General features: G+C 52.0%; 12 protein-coding genes, 1 tRNA gene and 1 pseudogene. 12 read left to right on the top strand and 2 right to left on the bottom strand.

The features are described 5' to 3' along the window. Positions 1-7: 7 nt before the first annotated feature. The 5 genes from rpoD (at position 8) to ACTUHY_RS06035 (ending at position 7786) form a co-directional block, all read left to right on the top strand. The gene (rpoD, locus tag ACTUHY_RS06055) at positions 8-1783 is read left to right on the top strand and encodes an RNA polymerase sigma factor RpoD (protein ID WP_442827001.1); all 1776 of its coding nucleotides are present in this window, start codon (positions 8-10) and stop codon (positions 1781-1783) included. 39 nt (positions 1784-1822) lie between these two features. Beyond that, positions 1823-1897: transfer RNA gene (locus tag ACTUHY_RS06050), tRNA-Ile, on the top strand. 230 nt (positions 1898-2127) lie between these two features. Then, positions 2128-3000, top strand: coding sequence for a glycine--tRNA ligase subunit alpha (gene glyQ / locus ACTUHY_RS06045; protein ID WP_022487639.1), 873 nt, complete (start codon positions 2128-2130; stop codon positions 2998-3000). A gap of 5 nt (positions 3001-3005) precedes the next feature. Continuing rightward, positions 3006-5066, top strand: coding sequence for a glycine--tRNA ligase subunit beta (gene glyS, locus ACTUHY_RS06040; protein WP_442827000.1), 2061 nt, complete (start codon positions 3006-3008; stop codon positions 5064-5066). A 401-nt stretch (positions 5067-5467) separates the two neighbouring features. Continuing rightward, entirely contained in the window at positions 5468-7786 is a 2319-nt protein-coding gene (locus tag ACTUHY_RS06035; protein WP_442826999.1) for a YadA C-terminal domain-containing protein, read from the top strand. Between the two features lie 58 nt (positions 7787-7844). On the opposite strand, the gene ACTUHY_RS06030 is transcribed toward ACTUHY_RS06035, so the two are convergent. Then, entirely contained in the window at positions 7845-8771 is a 927-nt protein-coding gene (locus ACTUHY_RS06030; RefSeq protein ID WP_442826998.1) for a LysR family transcriptional regulator, read from the bottom strand. A 158-nt stretch (positions 8772-8929) separates the two neighbouring features. On the opposite strand from ACTUHY_RS06030, the gene ACTUHY_RS06025 reads away from it, so the two are divergent. Then, a complete protein-coding gene (locus tag ACTUHY_RS06025; RefSeq protein WP_442826997.1) occupies positions 8930-10000 on the top strand; it encodes a tartrate dehydrogenase in 1071 nt (356 codons plus the stop codon). Between the two features lie 40 nt (positions 10001-10040). Here ACTUHY_RS06025 and ACTUHY_RS06020 read toward each other — a convergent pair whose 3' ends face one another. Further along, positions 10041-11180 carry a trans-sulfuration enzyme family protein gene (locus ACTUHY_RS06020; protein ID WP_442826996.1) on the bottom strand — a complete coding sequence of 380 codons (1140 nt, stop codon included), beginning with the start codon at positions 11178-11180 and terminating at the stop codon, positions 10041-10043. 232 nt (positions 11181-11412) lie between these two features. Here ACTUHY_RS06020 and gatC point away from each other — a divergent pair, with 232 nt between their 5' ends. The 6 genes and pseudogenes from gatC to ACTUHY_RS05990 form a co-directional block, all read left to right on the top strand. Then, positions 11413-11700 carry an Asp-tRNA(Asn)/Glu-tRNA(Gln) amidotransferase subunit GatC gene (gene gatC, locus ACTUHY_RS06015; protein ID WP_075579648.1) on the top strand — a complete coding sequence of 96 codons (288 nt, stop codon included), beginning with the start codon at positions 11413-11415 and terminating at the stop codon, positions 11698-11700. A 14-nt stretch (positions 11701-11714) separates the two neighbouring features. After that, positions 11715-13181, top strand: coding sequence for an Asp-tRNA(Asn)/Glu-tRNA(Gln) amidotransferase subunit GatA (gatA, locus tag ACTUHY_RS06010; RefSeq protein ID WP_442826995.1), 1467 nt, complete (start codon positions 11715-11717; stop codon positions 13179-13181). Continuing rightward, positions 13181-14629, top strand: coding sequence for an Asp-tRNA(Asn)/Glu-tRNA(Gln) amidotransferase subunit GatB (gene gatB, locus ACTUHY_RS06005; protein ID WP_442826994.1), 1449 nt, complete (start codon positions 13181-13183; stop codon positions 14627-14629). The genes gatA and gatB overlap by 1 nt, the downstream gene beginning before the upstream one ends. A 270-nt stretch (positions 14630-14899) precedes the next feature. After that, the gene (locus ACTUHY_RS06000; protein ID WP_442826993.1) at positions 14900-16063 is read left to right on the top strand and encodes an alanine dehydrogenase; all 1164 of its coding nucleotides are present in this window, start codon (positions 14900-14902) and stop codon (positions 16061-16063) included. Positions 16064-16295: 232 nt separating this feature from the next. Continuing rightward, on the top strand, positions 16296-17660 hold the full coding sequence (locus ACTUHY_RS05995) for a sodium/glutamate symporter (protein WP_442826992.1): 1365 nt from the start codon (positions 16296-16298) through the stop codon (positions 17658-17660). Between the two features lie 81 nt (positions 17661-17741). Beyond that, positions 17742-18306, top strand: a pseudogene (locus ACTUHY_RS05990) (hypothetical protein); the annotation flags it as partial.

Genomic DNA, 18306 nt, shown 5'->3' with positions numbered 1-18306 from the left:
CGCCCCAATGACTGAAAAAGAAAAGAAAGAATTGGAGCCGCAGCTGACTGCCACGGCAGCAGCAAAGAAAGGACAGAGTGAGGCCCAGCCCACGGCAGTGGAGAAAGCCAAGGCTGCTCCCAAAAAGAAGAAGGCGGCAAAAACCACGGGAAAGGCGGGTTCAGGAACGAAAAGCAAGAGTAAGGCAGGCAAGAAAGATAAGCCCAAAACCGCGGCGGAGTACTTAGCGGAATTCGAAGCGCTGGCCAAAAAGAATCATGGCGTTCTCACCTATAAGGAGATTCAGGACCGGCTGCAGAACGAAGATGCTGTCTCTGTGGATGAGATGGATGCTATCTATTCCAAACTGGCAGAGAAGAACATTGAAGTGATCGATGACGGGTCCGAAGATGAAGAACCGGAGACCATCGATGAAGAAGAGCTGAAGGTGGATGAAACGGAACTGGCCAACCTGTCCGTTCCGGAAGGGGTCATCGTGGATGACCCGGTCCGCATGTATCTGAAGGAAATCGGCCGGGTGCCTCTTTTGGCCGGGGACGATGAAATCAAGCTGGCCAAACGGGCCGACAAAGGCAACCAGGCCAAGGCCATCCTGAAGGGGGAAAAACCGGAGGGAGAATTCGAGCCGGTGAACAAACGGCTTTCCATCGGGAAACTGCTGGAAGAGGCCAATGAACTGCTGACCAAGGAAAGCATCTGGGTGGACAACCGGAGCGTCTCCTTGACTTATCGGAAAGCCCAGGAGCTGGCGGGAGAGGGCCATGTGCTGGAGTTCGACCAGTATCAGAGGCTGATCGATGCTTTTACCATGGATGAAAAGAAGCGCCTCCATCGGCTGCTTCAGGAAAATAAGTACAAAATCGCCCATGTGCAGAAAAATGCTCCGGATCCTACCGGAGAAGAAGCAGAGAACAGCTGCCTGGGGACGCTGCAGGAACTCTTTGCGGTGATCGATGAGAAAGCCATCCACCAGAAAGTGGACGAAGAGACCCGCCAGCAGATCGAGGATAGCAAAAAACGCTTCAACCGGCTGCTCCATCGGATGGAATTCTGCGGGGACAACGCCAAGAAATGTCTGTCCGAAGCCAACCTCCGGCTGGTGGTCAGCATTGCCAAACGGTATGTAGGCCGTGGCATGCTGTTCCTGGATCTGATCCAGGAAGGGAACCTGGGACTGATCAAGGCCGTTGAAAAGTTCGATTACAATAAGGGCTTCAAGTTCAGTACCTACGCTACCTGGTGGATCCGGCAGGCCATTACCCGGGCCATCGCCGACCAGGCCCGGACCATCCGGATCCCGGTGCATATGGTGGAAACCATCAACAAACTGGTCCGGGTGTCCCGGCAGCTGCTCCAGGAACTGGGACGGGAACCGACACCGGAAGAAATCGCTAAGGAGATGGATGTGCCTGTGGAACGGGTCCGGGAAATCCAGAAAATCGCCCAGGAACCGGTTTCCCTGGAAACTCCTATCGGAGAAGAAGAAGATTCCCATCTGGGAGATTTCATCGAAGACCAGGAGGCTCCTTCTCCGGCAGATGCGGCTTCCTACACCCTGCTCCAGGAACAATTGGGCAAAGTGCTCCAGGAGCATCTCAGCGCCCGGGAACGGCGGGTGCTGGAACTGCGGTTCGGTCTGATGGACGGCCGTACCCGTACCCTGGAGGAAGTTGGGCAGTACTTCGGCGTGACCCGGGAACGGATCCGGCAGATCGAAGCCAAGGCCCTGCGAAAACTCCGGAGCCCCAAGCGGAGCAAGCCTCTGAAGGAATTCCTGGAATAATTGACAGAATTTCCTTTTCTGGTTTATAATTTTAGCATTGGGCCTATAGCTCAGCGGTAGAGCCCCCGGCTCATAACCGGTTGGTCCAAGGTTCGAATCCTTGTGGGCCCACCAACTGAAAAACACAGGTGGAACTTGAGAACTTGACAAGTTCCGCCTGATTTGTTATAGTTCCTCTGTAATCACGCAATGAGGGGGTTGGCATCCCTGAGCGTTCGCTTCACAAGAGAGGCCGCTTTCGGGCGGCAAACAGGGTGGAACCGCGGAACAACCTCCCGTCCCTGTAATGTAGAGTATCCTGTCTATATTACAGAGACGGGAGTTTTTGTATAGGAGGAGAGAAAATGGATTTTCAGACCATCATTTTGAACCTGCAGAAGTACTGGGCCAACCAGGGCTGCATCATGGCCCAGCCCTATGACGTGGAAAAGGGTGCCGGGACCATGAACCCGTCCACCTTCCTGCGGGTACTGGGGCCGGAACCCTGGAACGTGTGCTATGTGGAACCTTCCCGCCGTCCTGCTGACGGCCGGTACGGGGATAACCCCAACCGTCTGTACCAGCATCACCAGTTCCAGGTGATCATGCAGCCGTCCCCCAGCAACATCCAGGAACTGTACCTGGAAAGCCTGCGGGAACTGGGCATCCATCCGGAAGAACACGATATCCGGTTCGTGGAAGACAATTGGGAATCTCCTACCCTGGGCGCCTGGGGCATGGGCTGGGAAGTGTGGCTGGACGGGATGGAAATCACCCAGTTCACCTATTTCCAGCAGGTGGGCTCCATCGACATCAAACCGGTGGCTGTGGAAATCACGTATGGCCTGGAACGGCTGGCCATGTACATCCAAGGCGTGGAAAACGTCTATGATCTCCAGTGGGTGGGGGATGTGACCTACGGGGATGTGTTCCATACCAATGAAGTGGAACAATCCCGGTACAGCTTCGACATCGCCGACATCGACCTGCTGTTCGACCTGTTCGACAAGTACGAAAAGGAAGCCAAACGGGTCATCCTCACCGGCAACATCCGTCCGGCCTATGACTATGTGCTGAAATGCTCCCACACCTTCAACCTGCTGGATGCCCGGGGTGCCATCAGCGTCAGCGAACGGACCAACTACATCTCCCGGGTGCGGGCACTGGCCCGGCTGTGTGCGGCGGCCTATGTGGAACAACGGGAAAAACTGGGATTCCCCATGCTGAAGAGAGGGTAATGGATATGGCAAATTTATTATATGAAATCGGAACGGAAGAAATGCCGGCCCAATATATGCCCGGCATCCTGAAGGAATACCAGGAACTGGCCGGAAAGAAACTGGCTGAAGCCCGGATCCCCTTCAGCACGGTGAAAGTGTATGGGACTCCCCGCCGGATGGCTTTCCTGGCGGAAGGTGTGGCGGAAAAACAGGAAGATTCCAATGTGGAAAGCAAAGGGCCGTCCTTGAAGATCGCATTTGACAAGGACGGCAATGCCACTCGTGCCGCCCAGGGATTTGCCCGAGGCCAGGGGGTGGATGTGAAGGATCTGGTCCAGAAAGACGGCTATGTATACGCTGTGAAGCATCTGGAAGGCAAAAAGACCATCGACCTGCTGCCGGCCATCCTGGATGATATCCTCCATTCCCTGAACTTCCCCAAGACCATGCGGTGGGCGGATTATGATTTCGGGTTCGTCCGTCCTTTCCGCTGGATGGTGGCGCTCCTGGATGACCAGGTGATCCCGGTGGAAGCCAACGATGTGAAGAGCGGCAGAGAAGCCCGGGGCCACCGGTTCCTGAGCAACCATCTGATCACTATCCCGGATGCGGTTGCTTATGAAAAGACCATGGAAGACAACTTCGTCATGGTGGATGTGGACAAACGCCGGGAAACCATCCGGAAACAGATCGAAGACCTGGCTGTGGCCGAAGGGGGCAGAGCTGCCATTTCTCCGGATCTGCTGGAAGAAGTCACCTTCCTGGTGGAATATCCTACGGCTCTGTGCGGCCATATCGATGACAAGTACCTGCGTCTGCCGGACTGCGCCATCATCACCCCCATGCGGGACCATCAGCGGTACTTCCCTATGTTTGACAAAGACGGGAAACTGATGCCCAAATTCATCACCGTCCGGAATGGCGGCAAGGAACATCTGGACATCGTGACCCACGGGAATGAACGGGTGCTCCGGGCCCGCCTGGACGATGCAGTGTTCTTCTTCGACAATGACCGGAAGAAATCCCTGGCCCAGCACCGGGAAGGGCTCCACGAGGTGGCTTTCCAGCACGGATTGGGGAACATGTATGACAAGACGGAACGGCTCCAGAAGCTGTGCGACGAACTGGTGAAAGCCACCGGTCTGGAAACGGACGCCAAGGCCGTGGAACGGGCCGCCCTCCTGTCCAAGGCTGATCTGGTCACCGGCATGGTGACGGAATTCACCGAACTCCAGGGCACCATGGGCAAGGAATATGCCCTCCTGGACAAGGAAGGGGAGAAAGTGGCCCAGGCTATCGGGGAACAGTACATGCCCCGGTTTGCCGGAGATGAACTGCCCCAGAGCAACGAAGGCCGGATCCTGGCTGTGGCGGACAAATTAGACAACATTGTGGCCACCTTCAGCCGGGGCATGGCACCTACCGGCTCCCAGGATCCCTACGCCCTGCGCCGTCAGGCTCTGGGTATCCTGAACATCGTGGCCGACGGCGGAGTGCACTTCCCGCTCCGGGCGGTGCTGGCGGAAACCCTGAAGAACCTGCCGGTGGAAGTGGAAAACGAAGCCAAGCTGCTGGATGAAGTGGCCGACTTCTTCGCCCAGCGGGCTAAGAACATGCTGCTGGACAAAGGAATCCGGTATGACGTGGTGGATGCAGTACTGGCCGCTCCGGGACTGGACGACCTGGCGGACATCTTCGTCCGGGCCGATGCCCTGGCTGCCTATCTGGAAACGGAAAAAGCCGCTGACAGCATCCAGGCCTTCACCCGGGTGGAAAACATCAGCAAGAACAATGTGGTAGAAGTCCCTGTGGATGCCGCCCTGTTCCAGGATGCCGCAGAAAATGCCCTGTATGAATACGTGGAAAAAGTGGCCGGGGAAACGGCTCCTCTGGCTGCCGACCGGAAGTACACAGAACTGCTGTCTGCCAACGATGAACTGGCCGCACCTGTCAACGCCTTCTTCGACGCGGTGATGGTCATGGACAAGGACGAAAAAGTAAAGAACAACCGTCTGGCTCTGCTGAACCAGGTGAAGAAACAGGTGAACCAGGTGGCTGACCTGAGCCAGCTGGTGATGAAATAACAGAGCTGTCCAGGGGCACGTCTGACTTTGGATGGAAATGAACAAGGCTGTGAAAGTGAAAAGCCATGATTTGGCGAAAGACTTTCACAGCCTTGTTCTTTACCTTGTAGTTTATTTTCGCAAATGCGGATTCCTCGCCTTATAAAGATAAAATGTCCTTTTGAAAAAGACATAAAATAAGTCGATTCCTAAAAAAACAAATAAACAGCATATGCACTTTACAGTAAAATAGAATGATGATAGAATCTTAAGCATAGCAATAGCGCGGAATTATGCAAAGTATGAAGAAAATCGAAGGAGGAGAAATCTATGGGGAAAAACTTGAAATGGGAAATCCTGCGGGAGCTGACCCATCGTAATTTGTCCACGGGGGGGGGACGTTAAAAGGAGAAAGGATTGTCTTGGCGGCAGCTGTCCTGGCGACGGGTATGGCCGGCACGGCCATGGCGGCAGAAAAAGATATTGTGGAGAAAGGCGCCCATCCCATTGCTTACGATATCAGCCCGGCCAACGACGGGACCAATATCGCCATCGGCAAGAACGCCAAGGTCTTTATCGGCGGAGGGACCCAGGAGTCCATGCTTTCCTTCGGAGAAAAAGTCCATCAAGGTTTCTTTAGCATGCACATCCATGATAACAATCATGCCAAGCAGAATCTGCCTGAAGCCATTGCCGTAGGGACGAATTCCTATGCCCGCACAGGATCTATTGAAATCGGTGCCCATACCCTGGAAGTAAACAAGATTGCTATCGGTGATACCACGGCTGACCAATTGCGGCAGTTTGGCGTAGCGTCTACCACGCTGGGAACCAATTCTTATGCAGGGGGAGGCTTTGCGACCACTCTTGGCAGCTATAATGTGCAGAGCAGTCCGTATGAAGCAAAAGATCGCTGGGATACCTTGGGCAATGCGACAAAAAATGCATTTGCAACGGTTGTCGGGACCTTCAATTCCAATGAATCCATGACCGGAAGCAGCAGCAGTGGCGTCGCGAATATGATCGCGGGGACTGCCAATAAAGTGACAAACAGCAATGGCGCCATTGTCATGGGGGCCGGAAATAGTGTAAAAGAATCAAGCAGCTATATTGATGCCTCTCCTTATAGTACGCACTTTGCTTCTGTTTCAGATATGCAGAAAGCTTTGATGGATGGTGTTGCTAAAAGCGCAGGCGGTGCCACCTTGGTCATCGGCGGTGCCAACAGCGCTGAAAAGACCCAGAATTCACAAATCATGGGCGTAGGGAACTCCATGAAATCTACCACTTCTGAGAAAATCCAGTATAACTATCTGGATGGGTTCAACAGTTCCATTACCGATGCCAGCCATGTGAAGGTGCTGGGACAGAGTGTCACGATCAATAAAGGAGCCGATTCCAATACGGTGATCGGCGATTATCGTACTGTGGCAGAAGGCCAGACCAATAACGTGATTGTAGGCAATGGGAAAGAAAAGTCGCCGCTGACGACTTCTAATAAAGAAACGGTCATCCTGGGGTTCAAGGCCAATGCCTCTTTTGACGGCAGTGTGGCTCTTGGTGCCGGTTCTCTTGCCGACACGAAGGCAGGAATCTTTGGCTGGGACCCTGGGACACAGCAGGCAAGCACCCTGGATTCTCCTGTATGGAAATCCTCCTGGGCAGCTGTATCCGTGGGGGACAGCACCCATACCCGGCAGATCACCCGAGTGGCGGCAGGTTCTGCGGATACGGATGCGGTGAACGTGGCACAGCTGAAAGCTGCCATGGAAAATGCAGCTCCCAAATTGGAACTGCTGGCAGGGGACGGCATCAAAATCGAAAAAGATTCTGCAGGCAAGCGCTATACCATCAGTGCCAATCTGACTGGGGGAGAAACGGCGACCGACAGCACAAAAGTGGAACCCAAGACAGAAGGCACGGGCTCTGGATCCGGCGATTCCCAGGAAACAGTCCCGGGGAACGGGAAACCCTTGGAAATCTTGGCAGAAACCAAGGCCACCAATTTTGCCGCCGATGAGGGGTCTGCAGCGGTCAAACCTTCGGAAACCCTGAACATCATTGGAGATGGGAACAACCTGTCAACCAAAGTGGAAGGGAATACCCTTTCTGTAAATCTGAAAAAAGACCTTGCCGTGGACAGCGTAACCGCAGGGGGAACGAAACTTTCCTCTGATGGGGTAACCATTGCCGGCGGTCCTTCTATGACAAAGGATGGGCTGGATGCCGGCAGTAAAAAAATCACCAACGTGGCAGCGGGAACAGAAGAGACGGATGGAGTGAACTATGGGCAGCTGAAAGGCGTGGAAAACCGGGTGGAAGAAAATACCCGGAACATCAACCAGGTCAACGGCCGGATCTCCAACCTGGACAGCCGTCTGAACAAAGTGGGGGCCGGGGCTGCAGCTTTAGCGGCACTCCATCCCCAGGATTTCAATCCCGATGACAAATGGGATTTCGCCGTAGGCTTCGGCAACTATCGGGATGCCAGTGCCATGGCTGTAGGGGCCTTCTACCGCCCAGATGTCCGGACCATGCTCAGTGTGGCCGGAAACTTCGGCAATGGGGAAAATATGATCAATGCCGGACTGAGCTTCAAATTGGGGAAATCCAGTCCCTATGCGAGTATGGACCGGCAGGCCATGATCCATCGTCTGGCCAGCCAGGATCGGGAACTGGAGGCACAGAACCAGCGGATCGCCAAGCTGGAGCAATTGGTAGCACAGCTGATGGCGAAGTAAGAGAATATAGGATGAAAGAGAGAGGGTGCTGCACGTTTTGTACAGCACTCTCTCCTAGCTATAGAGCCTCACGACTGGAGAGCAGTGATTGGTCCTGCTGCCCCTGCCGGGGCCACTTCTTTTTCACAAATGCCAAAAACTGCTTCAGCGCCGGGAACTGCTCCGGATCCCGGTTCCAGACAAAATTCACGTGACCGGTGGCAATCTGCTTTACGGGAATGGCTACCAGATTCTTTTCGTCCTGGGCGAATTCTTCAGACAGGAAGCCCACTGCTGCCTGGTGCCGGATGTATTCCAGAATGGTGAATACCTGGGTGGTCTGATGGAGGATACGGGGATGGATCTGGCAGGCCGCAAAGAGACGGCGCAGGTACTGGGTCTGGCCGAACTGATCGGTGAACAGCACCAGAGGCTCATCGTCCAGGTCTTTCAGGTCCACTTCAGAACAGCAGGCCAGAGGGTGGCCTTTGTGGACAAAAAGCATGAGCCGGCTGTCTTTCAGCACGTAGCAGGAGTAGGGATTCCCCGGCAGATGATTGGTGACGCACAGAGCCAAGTCGATCTCTTTTTGGTCCAGGAGGGAATAGAGGATGGGACCGGTGGCTTCCGTGGTCATGATGCGCAGCTGGGGCCAGGCTTCCTGGAGGGCACGGTGGAGAGCGGGGAAAATCGTGTTTCCGCACATGGGGACCAGACCGATCCGCAACAGGGCTTCTCCGGAGCCCAGGGAACGGGCGGTGTATTCCAGCTGTTCGTACTGTTCCTGGAATTTTTGGGCCTGTTCTAAGAAAAACTTTCCTGCAGCCGTAAGTGTCAGAGCATTGTGCCTCCGTTCCCAGAGGGGAGCGCCGCATTGTGCTTCCAGTTCCCGGATGGCCTTGCTGAGGCCGGGCTGGGTGAGATGCAGCTCTTCAGCGGCTTTGGTGAAATTCTGGTACCGGCAGGCGGTGATGAAATACCGGATCTGTTCCGGAGTGATAGCCATGGATGACCTCCTTATCTTTTGGTATTTGCCTAACTTTAAGTTTGTCTAACTAAGAGACAGAACGTTCACAAAAAATCATTTCTGTATTATAGTAATAGCATGAAAGAGAAATCACGTCCATGTTTATTTTGAAAGTCTTTGGAAAGAAGGGGCAGGATATGGAAAAGAAAATCTACAAGATTGCGGTGATCGCTGGGGATGGAATCGGGCCGGAAGTGCTGGCGGAAGGCATTAAAGTGCTGAACCGGACAGCGGAACTGGATGGATCTTTTGCCTTCGATTTCACCTATTTCCCCTGGGGTTGTGAATATTATCTGAAGAACGGGGAAATGATGCCGGAAGACGGTATCGAACAATTGTCCCATTTCGATGCCATTTACTTGGGGGCCGTAGGCTATCCTGGTGTCCCTGACCACATTTCTCTCCGGGGCCTCTTGATCAAGATCCGTAAGAGCTTCGACCAGTATGTGAACCTGCGGCCGGTGAAGTTGCTGAAAGGGGCTCCCTGCCCGCTGGCCGGAGTGAAACGGGAAGATATCGATATGGTGTTCGTCCGGGAAAACAGCGAAGGGGAATATGCCGGTGCCGGTGCCTGGCTATATAAGGATACCCCTCGGGAAGTGGTGATCCAGGACAGCGTGTTCTCTCGGTTCGGTACGGAACGGATCATCCGGTATGCCTACGACCTGGCCCGGAAAGAACACAAATCCCTTACCAGCATCTCCAAAGGGAATGCCCTGAATTATTCCATGGTATTCTGGGATGAGATCTTCAAAGAAGTGGGGAAGGAATATCCCGATGTGGAGACCCATTCCTACCTGGTAGATGCGGCCAGCATGTTCATGGTGAAGGATCCTAAACGGTACGGGATCATTGTCTGCTCCAATCTGTTCGGGGATATCTTGACGGACCTGGGGGCGGCCATTTCCGGCGGCATGGGCCTGGCGGCCGGGGCCAACCTGAACCCGGAACGGAAGTATCCTTCCATGTTCGAACCGATCCATGGCAGCGCACCGGATATCGCCGGCCAGGGCAAGGCCAATCCTTTGGCATCCATCTGGTCCGCCAGCCAGATGCTGGACTTCTTCGGGCATAAGGACTGGGGCAAGAAGCTCATCGACATTATCGAGACCATGATGGTGGAAAAGAAAGTCCTGACCCCGGATATGGGCGGCACCGCCACCACCAAAGAAGTGGGGGACGAAGCCGTACGGCTGTTGGAGAAATAAAAAATTGGGAGCTGTTGCTCATGCAACAGCTCCCAATTTTTTATTCACACTGTGCGAAGGCCTGGGCCAGGTCGTTCCGCAAGTCTTCTTTGTCTTCCAGACCTACGGAGAAGCGGAGCAGGGTGTGGGTGATGCCCTTTTCTTCCGCCTCTTCCGGGGTCAGGTCCGCATGGGTCTGGGTGATGGGATAGGTGAGTAGGCTTTCGGTGCCCCCCAAGCTTTCGGCGAACTGGATCAGCTGGATCTTTTCCAGGATGGTCTTGGCGGCTTCCGGAGATTTTACGTAGAAGGAAATCATCCCTCCGAAGCCCTTTGCCTGTTTCTTCTGGATGGCATAGCCTGGATGGTTCGGCAGGCCGGGGTACAGCACCTTTTCCACCAGGGGCTGCTGTTCCAGCCACTGGGCCAGATACAGGGCATTTTCCTGATGCTGTTTCATCCGCACTGGCAGGGTCTTCAGGCTCCGGAGCATGAGCCAGGCATCGAAGACGCTGAGCAGGGCCCCGGTGGTCTTGTAGATGGTACGCAGGCGGGCGGCCACGTCCGCTTCCCGGCTGATCACAAAGCCGGCCAACAGGTCGTTGTGACCGGCCAGATACTTGGTGCCGCTGTGGAGCACGATATCCGCTCCCAGGGTCAGGGGCTGCTGGAAATAAGGGGACAGGAAGGTATTGTCTACGATCACCAGCAGATGATGCTGATGGGCCAGCTCACTGAGGGCCTCCAGGTCGGTGATCTCCATGGTAGGATTGGTGGGGCTTTCCAGGTAGATGGCCCGGGTGGCCGGGGTGATGGTTGCTTCCACTGCTTTCAGATTGCTGGTGTGGACGGCGGTAAAAGACAGCCCCAGAGGTTCATAGGTGGTCTGGAACAGCCGGAAGGATCCGCCATACAGGTCGAAACCAGTGATGATGTGATCCCCAGGGGCAAAAAGCCGCATCACCGCATCGATGGCTGCCATGCCGGAGGAAAAGCACAGGGCATCGGTGCCCCCTTCCAGGGTGGACAGGACTTTTTCCAGCCTGGCGTGAGTGGGGTTGGATTCCCGGGTATAGGCCCAGCCGGTGGACTGTCCCAAGCCGGGATGGGCAAAAGTGGACGTGAGATACAGAGCCGGAGAAACAGCCCCCGTAGCATCGTTGGGGCCGCCTCCGTGGATACAGGCCGTAGTGAATTTCATGATTTTTTCCTCCTTGCAGGCACGATCATGCCATGAACACATAGTATTTTTATAGGAATACATTACTTGTTCCAGGGGAATTTGTCAAGTGCCTGAAAACGGCATCCAGACAGGGAAAGCGGGGTAAAATGGTTTTCTAAATGCAGGACCTGTGATATAATCATTTGGTAAAACTGGTTCCGGCAGGCTCTGACACCCTGCCAGGAATAGATTTTCGATAGGCGGTGAAAAAATGAGCGTTACAGTCAATGATGTAAAGCATATCGCAAATCTGTGCCGGTTAAATGTTCCGGACGATGAAATGGACAAGTTCGTTGAGCAGTTCAACCAGATTTTGAATTATGCTGAAATCTTAAAGAAAGTGGATACCCAGGGGATCGAACCTTCTCCCTATGTGCTTCCCATCAGCAATGTGCTGCGGGAAGATGTTCCTGTTGTGAGCCTGTCCCATGAGGACGCCATGAAGAATGCTCCGGAGGAATATGAAGGCGGCTTCAAAGTTCCCCGGGTGATCGAATAAGAGGAGGCAGAACAGTGGCTTTATACAGAGAAACTGCACATGAGCTCCATGAAAAGCTGGTGAAAAAAGAAATCAGCTCCGTGGAACTGACGAAAGCGGTCTATGACCGGATCGACGAAGTGGAAGACCAGGTCAAGGCCTATATTACCCTGGACAAGGAAAATGCCCTGGCCCAGGCCGCTAAAGTGGATAAGATGATCGCCGACGGCGAATCCATCAAACCCCTGGCCGGGATCCCCGGCGCCATCAAAGACAACATCAGCGTGAAGGGTGTACGGATGACCTGCGCCTCCAAGATCCTGGAAAACTTCGTGCCGGTGTACGATGCCCATGTCATCGAAAACCTGCGGAAAGACGAGACCGTTTTCTTGGGCAAGACCAACATGGATGAATTCGCCATGGGGTCCACCACAGAAACCTCTCATTTCCAGATCACCCATAACCCCTGGGATTTGTCCCGTGTACCGGGCGGTTCTTCCGGCGGCAGCGCAGCCAGCATTGCAGCCGGGGAAGCCATCTGGTCCCTGGGCTCTGATACCGGCGGTTCCATCCGGCAGCCGGCTTTCTTCAACGGCTGTGTAGGGCTGAAACCCACTTACGGCCGGGTTTCCCGGTACGGCTGTGTGGCCTTTGCTTCCTCCCTGGATCAGATCGGGCCCATTGCCCGTGACGTGACCGACGCCGCCCTGGTGCTGAATACCATCAGCGGCCTGGACGCCCATGATTCCACCTCCTACGACGCTCCGGTGCCGGATTACACCAAAGCCCTGCGCCAGGATGTGAAAGACCTGACCATCGGTCTGCCTAAGGAATACTTCGGAGAAGGTACGGATCCCAAAGTGGCCGCCCAGATCAAACTGGCTGCCAAGAAATTTGAAGAACTGGGAGCCCATGTGATCGAAGTCTCCTTGCCCCATACGGAATACGCCGTGATCACCTATTACATCATCGCTCCGGCAGAAGCTTCTGCCAACCTGGGTCGTTTTGACGGTGTCCGGTATGGTTTCCGGGAAATGGCTGCAGAAAGCGCTCCGGAAATGATGCGCAAGACCCGTACGGAAGGATTCGGCAAGGAAGTCCGCCGCCGGATCATGCTGGGAACCTACGTACTCAGTTCCGGGTACTACGATGCCTACTATAACAAGGCCATGCAGGTCCGGACCCTGATCCGTCAGGACTTCGCCAATGCCTTTGAAAAATGTGACCTTCTGCTGACTCCCACCTCCCCGGTGGTGGCTTATCCTCTGGATGCTAAGATGGATCCTCTGACTGTCTATATGCTGGACGTGACCACCATCCCCGTGAACATGGCAGGGCTGCCGGGTATTTCCATCCCCTGCGGCTTCGTGGACAACATGCCGGTTGGAGCCCAGCTCATCGGCAAGGCCCTGGGCGAAGAGACCCTGCTGCGGGCAGCGTATACCTTTGAACAGGCTACGGATTTCCATAAAGCCGTGGCACCTCTGGGAGGTTTGAAATAATGACAGAATATACTACCGTAATCGGTCTGGAAGTCCATGCGGAACTGAAAACCAAGACCAAGGCTTTTTGCTCCTGCTCCACGGAATTCGGCGGTGCCCCCAATACCCATGTCTGCCCGGTCTGCCTGGGTATGCCCGGGGCTCTGCCCGTCATCAACAAACAAATGGTGGAATTTGCCCTGCGCTTTGCTCTGGCCGTGAACTGCGAAATCCAGCGCTACAGCAAATTCGACCGGAAAAACTACTATTATCCGGATCTGGCTAAAGCCTACCAGATTTCTCAGTTCTATCAGCCCATCGCCCTGAACGGGCACCTGGACGTGAATGTGGACGGGGAAACCAAACGGATCGGCATCACCCGGATCCATATGGAAGAAGATGCCGGGAAATTGGTCCATTCCGGTGCTTCTATCAGCACCTCTGATTTCTCTGCAGTGGACTACAACCGGGCCGGGGTGCCTCTGATCGAAATCGTATCCGAACCGGATATGCGGTCTGCGGCGGAAGCCCGTGCCTATATGGAAAAACTCCGGGCTTACCTCCAGTACACCGGGGTCTGCGACGGCAAGATGCAGGAAGGCTCCATGCGCTGCGATGCCAACATTTCCATTATGCCCGTAGGGGCCAAGGAATTCGGCACCCGTGCAGAAATCAAGAACCTGAACTCCTTCAAGGCCCTGGAAAGAGCCATTGAATACGAAGTGGAACGGCAGAAGGAAATCCTGGAAGACGGGGGCCATGTGGTCCAGGAAACCCGTACCTGGGATGATGCCCAGGGCATGACCTTCTCCATGCGGTCCAAGGAAGAAGCCCACGATTACCGGTATTTCCCGGAACCGGACCTGGCGCCCATCATCATCGAAAAAGAATGGGTGGAAAAGGCCAAGAGCGAACTGCCGGAACTGCCGGATGCCCGGAAGGCCCGTCTCATGGACGAAAAGGGCCTGGACGACTACTCCGCTGAACTGATCGTGGCCGACAAGAAGATGGCTGAGTACTTCGATGCAGCTGCTGCGGAAACGGAAGATGCCAAAGGGGTGGCCAACTGGATCCTGGGAGATGTGTCCGCTTACCTGAACAGCAACAACTGCGGCATCGGGGATTTCCCCGTATCTCCGGCTCACTTGGGACAGATGGTGGCTCTGATCAAAAAGGGCGTGCTGTCCAGCAAACTGGCCAAGAAAGTCTTTGCAGAAATGCTGAAGAAGGACGAAGCACCGGCAGACCTGGTGAAGAAGCTGGGACTGGAACAGGTCAGCGACGAAGGGGCCATCCAGGCCATGGTGGACGAAGTCATCGCCGCCAATCCCCAATCCGTAGCCGACTACAAGGCCGGCAAGGATAAAGCCATCGGCTTCCTGGTGGGTCAGATCATGAAGAAATCCCGGGGCAAAGCCAATCCGGGCATGGTGAACAAGCTGATCATCAAGACCATCAAGGGAGAATAACAAAGAGCTGCAGCATGTGTGAAAATCATACACATGCCAGGACCTCTTCATTTTACCGTCATACCTATTGATATGACCAAAAATGGGCATTTAAAAAGACCAAAAATGAGCATTATGCTCATTTTTGGTCTTTTTTATGTCCGATGAATTTCCGAATATTATTCAAAATCATAGGAAAAATCACGTTTTTAGGAATATAACAATTTGGCATATTATTTGCACGTATGTAAGTAACTGTTGCGATACTACATATTTTTGGAGGCGAAGAAAATGAAATTTGGTATTTTAAAGGACATCAAAGATGGAGAATTTCGTGTCATTGCGACTCCTGCTGAAGTAAGTATGCTGATCCAGGATGGGAACGAAGTGTATGTACAACGTGGAGCAGGTGAAAAAGCCGGCTTTCCGGATCAGGCTTATGCGCAAGAAGGAGCTAAATTCTATGATACAAAAGAAGAAATTTATGCCAAGTGTGATTTTGTGACAAAAGTCAAAGAATTGGAGCCTTGTGAATTTGATTTACTTCGAGAAAATCAAATGGTGTTTACCTGTATACATCCGGCTGCTCATCCTGAAGAAGTCCAAGCCTTGCTTAAAAGTAAATGCATCTCCATTACGGCAGAAGATTCTCACCGCTATGGCTCTCCGAACTGTGAAGCAGCCGGGAAACAGGGAGCACTGTTCGGCTTGGAATCTTTGCTTTCCATCAATGGTGGAAAAGGCAAATTCGTAAATGGCCTTGGAGGTGCCCCCGGCGTTACGGCGCTTGTTGTGGGAGGGGGAACGGTAGGCCGAGCTTGTGCTGGAGTCCTTCATGCTCTGGGGGCAAAAGTGACTGTCATGGACATCAATATAGGATGTTTACGGGATTTGGGAAAACAATTTAATGAAGAAATTGATACGATGATCTCAAATCGATATAATTTAACGAAAATCCTGCCTCACACTGATGTAGTCTACAATTGTGTCAGATGGCCTAAAGATGCCAAAAACTTTATGATTACGCGGGAAATGGTGCGTTCTATGGAAAAAGGTTCAGTCATCGTTGATATCAGCAATGACTATGGCTGTATTGAAACGTTCCACGAGACAACCCATGCCAATCCCCGCTATATTGAAGAGGGTGTAGTCCATTATTGTGTCAGCAATATCCCTGGTGCGATTGCGCAATCCACGTCGATTGCCTATGCCGCATCCGTTCTTCCGCATTTTAGGAACATCGCTAAGAATGGTCTGGCTGAAGCCTGTGCCCGAGATGGCTATCTGAGAAGAAGTTTGACGACTTACAAAGGATATCTGACACATGAAGAAACCAGTGCTCTTCAAAATATTCCCTGGATCCGGCCGGAAGAAATTTTAGGGATTTCGGACAGAAAACTTGATCCAGCGCCAAACGCTACGAAAACAGTTTCCCAAAATTATATTAAACTTTGATGATTCTTTCTTGAGAGACAGTGGCTTTGCTCCTTTTATTTTTGGAGAGCATAAAACCACCTATATATTTAGTGGAGCGTATAGATTCCTGCTTGCTTCTGTTATGGTAGCAGGACAGGAATCTATCCTGGCCTTTTTGATAACAGCCACTGTTTGTTAAATCTTAAATACGAATAATCGTATATTTCAGCACTGTTTTAAATTGGTACGTTCTAAGAACAGAGGTGAAAAGATGAACACGACAGCCGTTTTAATGGATTTTGCAATAGCTTCTGTATTTATCTTGATAGGACAGCTTATCCGTTCCAAAGTAAAATTTGTCCAGAGATATTTTGTCCCGGCAAGTATGATTGCTGGTTTCCTGGCTTTGGCACTTGGGTCCCAAGGCTTAGACATATTGCCTTTTTCAAAGTCTATTGGGTCTTATTCAGGACTTTTGATAATTATTGTGTTTGCATCTGTGGGGATAAGCGGTTTTAGCTTTTCGAAAAAAGGGTTTAAAGCTGAAATCGACCGAGTGGGATCCTATTTTTCTTATAAAGTGCTGGCACAGGCAATCCAGTTCTGTTTGGGGCCTTTATTTTCTATTATGGTGATTTCTAAACTTTTTCCAGAAATCAGTTATGGATTTGGTCTCTGCCTGGCAGCGGGCTTTTCTGGCGGACACGGGACTGCGGCTGCGGTAGGGTCGGTTTTTGCTAAATTAGGCTTTGTAGACGGAACTGATATTGCGATGACGTGTGCAACAGTTGGAATCCTCTCTGGCATCTTTGGTGGCTTGGCTTTTATCAATATAGGGACTAAAAAGGGTTGGACAAAGTATATTAAAAATTTCTCTTTTATTTCTGGTGATTTGAAAACCGGTTTGATTGAAGAATCGCATCGGAATTCTATTGGAAAAGAAACCATCTCTTCTATGGTCCTTGATCCAATTGCCTTTCATTTGGCCATCCTTTTAACTGCATCTGGGGTTGGAATCGTATTGAATAAGCTGATTGAGACCAATTTCCACATTGAATTGCCTTCTTATTTGCTGGCTTTTATTTTTTCCTTCCTGCTTTTTATTCTCTTCAAGAAGACAGGTGTCAGCAATTATGTCGATAACAACATCATGAGCCGCTTGTCTGGGACAGCAACTGATTATCTGGTGTTCTTTGGCATTGCATCCATTAAAATCTCGATTATCGTCAAATATGCAGTACCATTGTTTATGCTGTTGGTTTTCGGGGAACTGATTGTTATTGCAACGCTGATGTATTTTGGCGCTGGCATGAACAAAGGGAGCTGGTTTGAACGTTCGATTTTTGTATTTGGCTACTCGACAGGCGTATTTGCTATCGGATTTATCCTTTTGCGGATTGTCGATCCGGAAAATCTGTCAAAGACTTTAAATGATACGGCTTTGGCAGGACCTCTCACGACGCCTTTTGAATTATTTGCCTGGTCAGCCGGCCCTATTATGCTGCTAAATGGACAGCATTGGACTTTCATCGGGATCTATTTGCTTATTACAGCAGGATGTGTCATTGTAAACCGGCTCTTCCATTGGTGGTGGATAGACGAACCGCTGGACAGACCGGCAGTCAGTGATGAATGATGACTTTTCCTATGGCTTGTTTTTCCTGAAGATATCTGTTACTTTTACTCATAGGGATAAAGTCGATAAGGAGAACAAGCCATGAAAATTTTGAGCCAAATTTTTAAGGGAAAAGGATACGTTGATGGGATAACCATCATAAATTCGGATGGCGAAATCTTATTTTCTGCAAAATTGAACAAAAAACTCTCGGGAGCAGAATCTGATTATGATCTTGTGGGAAAGAATTTTTATGAAATCTATGAAGATATGTCGGCAGAGACCAGTACAACGATAAAGGCCATGGAACTGGGGATGCCGGTATATGTAGAGCATCAGGCTTTAAAGGCGAGAAATCAGAAAACAATCTATATCACGTCTCTTTCGATTCCCATTATGAACGGAAATCGGATAGTTGGGGCTATCGATTTATCAACACAGGAAGGGGAAAGAGAAGGAACAGCTGAGGAATCTGAACGGGTGGATTTGAAAACAGCAGTCCTTCCTGTCTGTGGAAACTCGAAACTGCATGTGGATAGTTCTGGTTCTTTGTCAAATGTTGGGGTAAGCTCCAATTCATCTACCACACACGGACGTGAGCGATTTTTGCTCATGTCTGTTTTTATTTTAATTTCACCATCGAAAGCAGTAAAATCCGAGAACGGAA

Origin of the sequence: Acidaminococcus nyctereutis (assembly GCF_052216985.1) — a bacterium.
Taxonomy (GTDB): Bacteria; Bacillota; Negativicutes; order Acidaminococcales; family Acidaminococcaceae; genus Acidaminococcus; species Acidaminococcus fermentans_A.
The sequence above is the reverse complement of the archived record's forward strand: the minus strand, read 5'-3'. Positions and strand labels throughout refer to the sequence as shown.

Excerpts from the sequence above, each read along its gene's own strand:
- ACTUHY_RS06030 (WP_442826998.1), bottom strand. The coding sequence starts at position 8,771 with ATGGCTATCACTCCGGAACAGATCCGGTATTTCATCACCGCCTGCCGG.
- rpoD (WP_442827001.1), top strand. The coding sequence starts at position 8 with ATGACTGAAAAAGAAAAGAAAGAATTGGAGCCGCAGCTGACTGCCACG.
- ACTUHY_RS06000 (WP_442826993.1), top strand. The coding sequence starts at position 14,900 with ATGAAATTTGGTATTTTAAAGGACATCAAAGATGGAGAATTTCGTGTC.
- glyS (WP_442827000.1), top strand. The coding sequence starts at position 3,006 with ATGGCAAATTTATTATATGAAATCGGAACGGAAGAAATGCCGGCCCAA.
- ACTUHY_RS06020 (WP_442826996.1), bottom strand. The coding sequence starts at position 11,180 with ATGAAATTCACTACGGCCTGTATCCACGGAGGCGGCCCCAACGATGCT.
- ACTUHY_RS06025 (WP_442826997.1), top strand. The coding sequence starts at position 8,930 with ATGGAAAAGAAAATCTACAAGATTGCGGTGATCGCTGGGGATGGAATC.
- gatC (WP_075579648.1), top strand. The coding sequence starts at position 11,413 with ATGAGCGTTACAGTCAATGATGTAAAGCATATCGCAAATCTGTGCCGG.
- ACTUHY_RS05995 (WP_442826992.1), top strand. The coding sequence starts at position 16,296 with ATGAACACGACAGCCGTTTTAATGGATTTTGCAATAGCTTCTGTATTT.
- glyQ (WP_022487639.1), top strand. The coding sequence starts at position 2,128 with ATGGATTTTCAGACCATCATTTTGAACCTGCAGAAGTACTGGGCCAAC.
- gatB (WP_442826994.1), top strand. The coding sequence starts at position 13,181 with ATGACAGAATATACTACCGTAATCGGTCTGGAAGTCCATGCGGAACTG.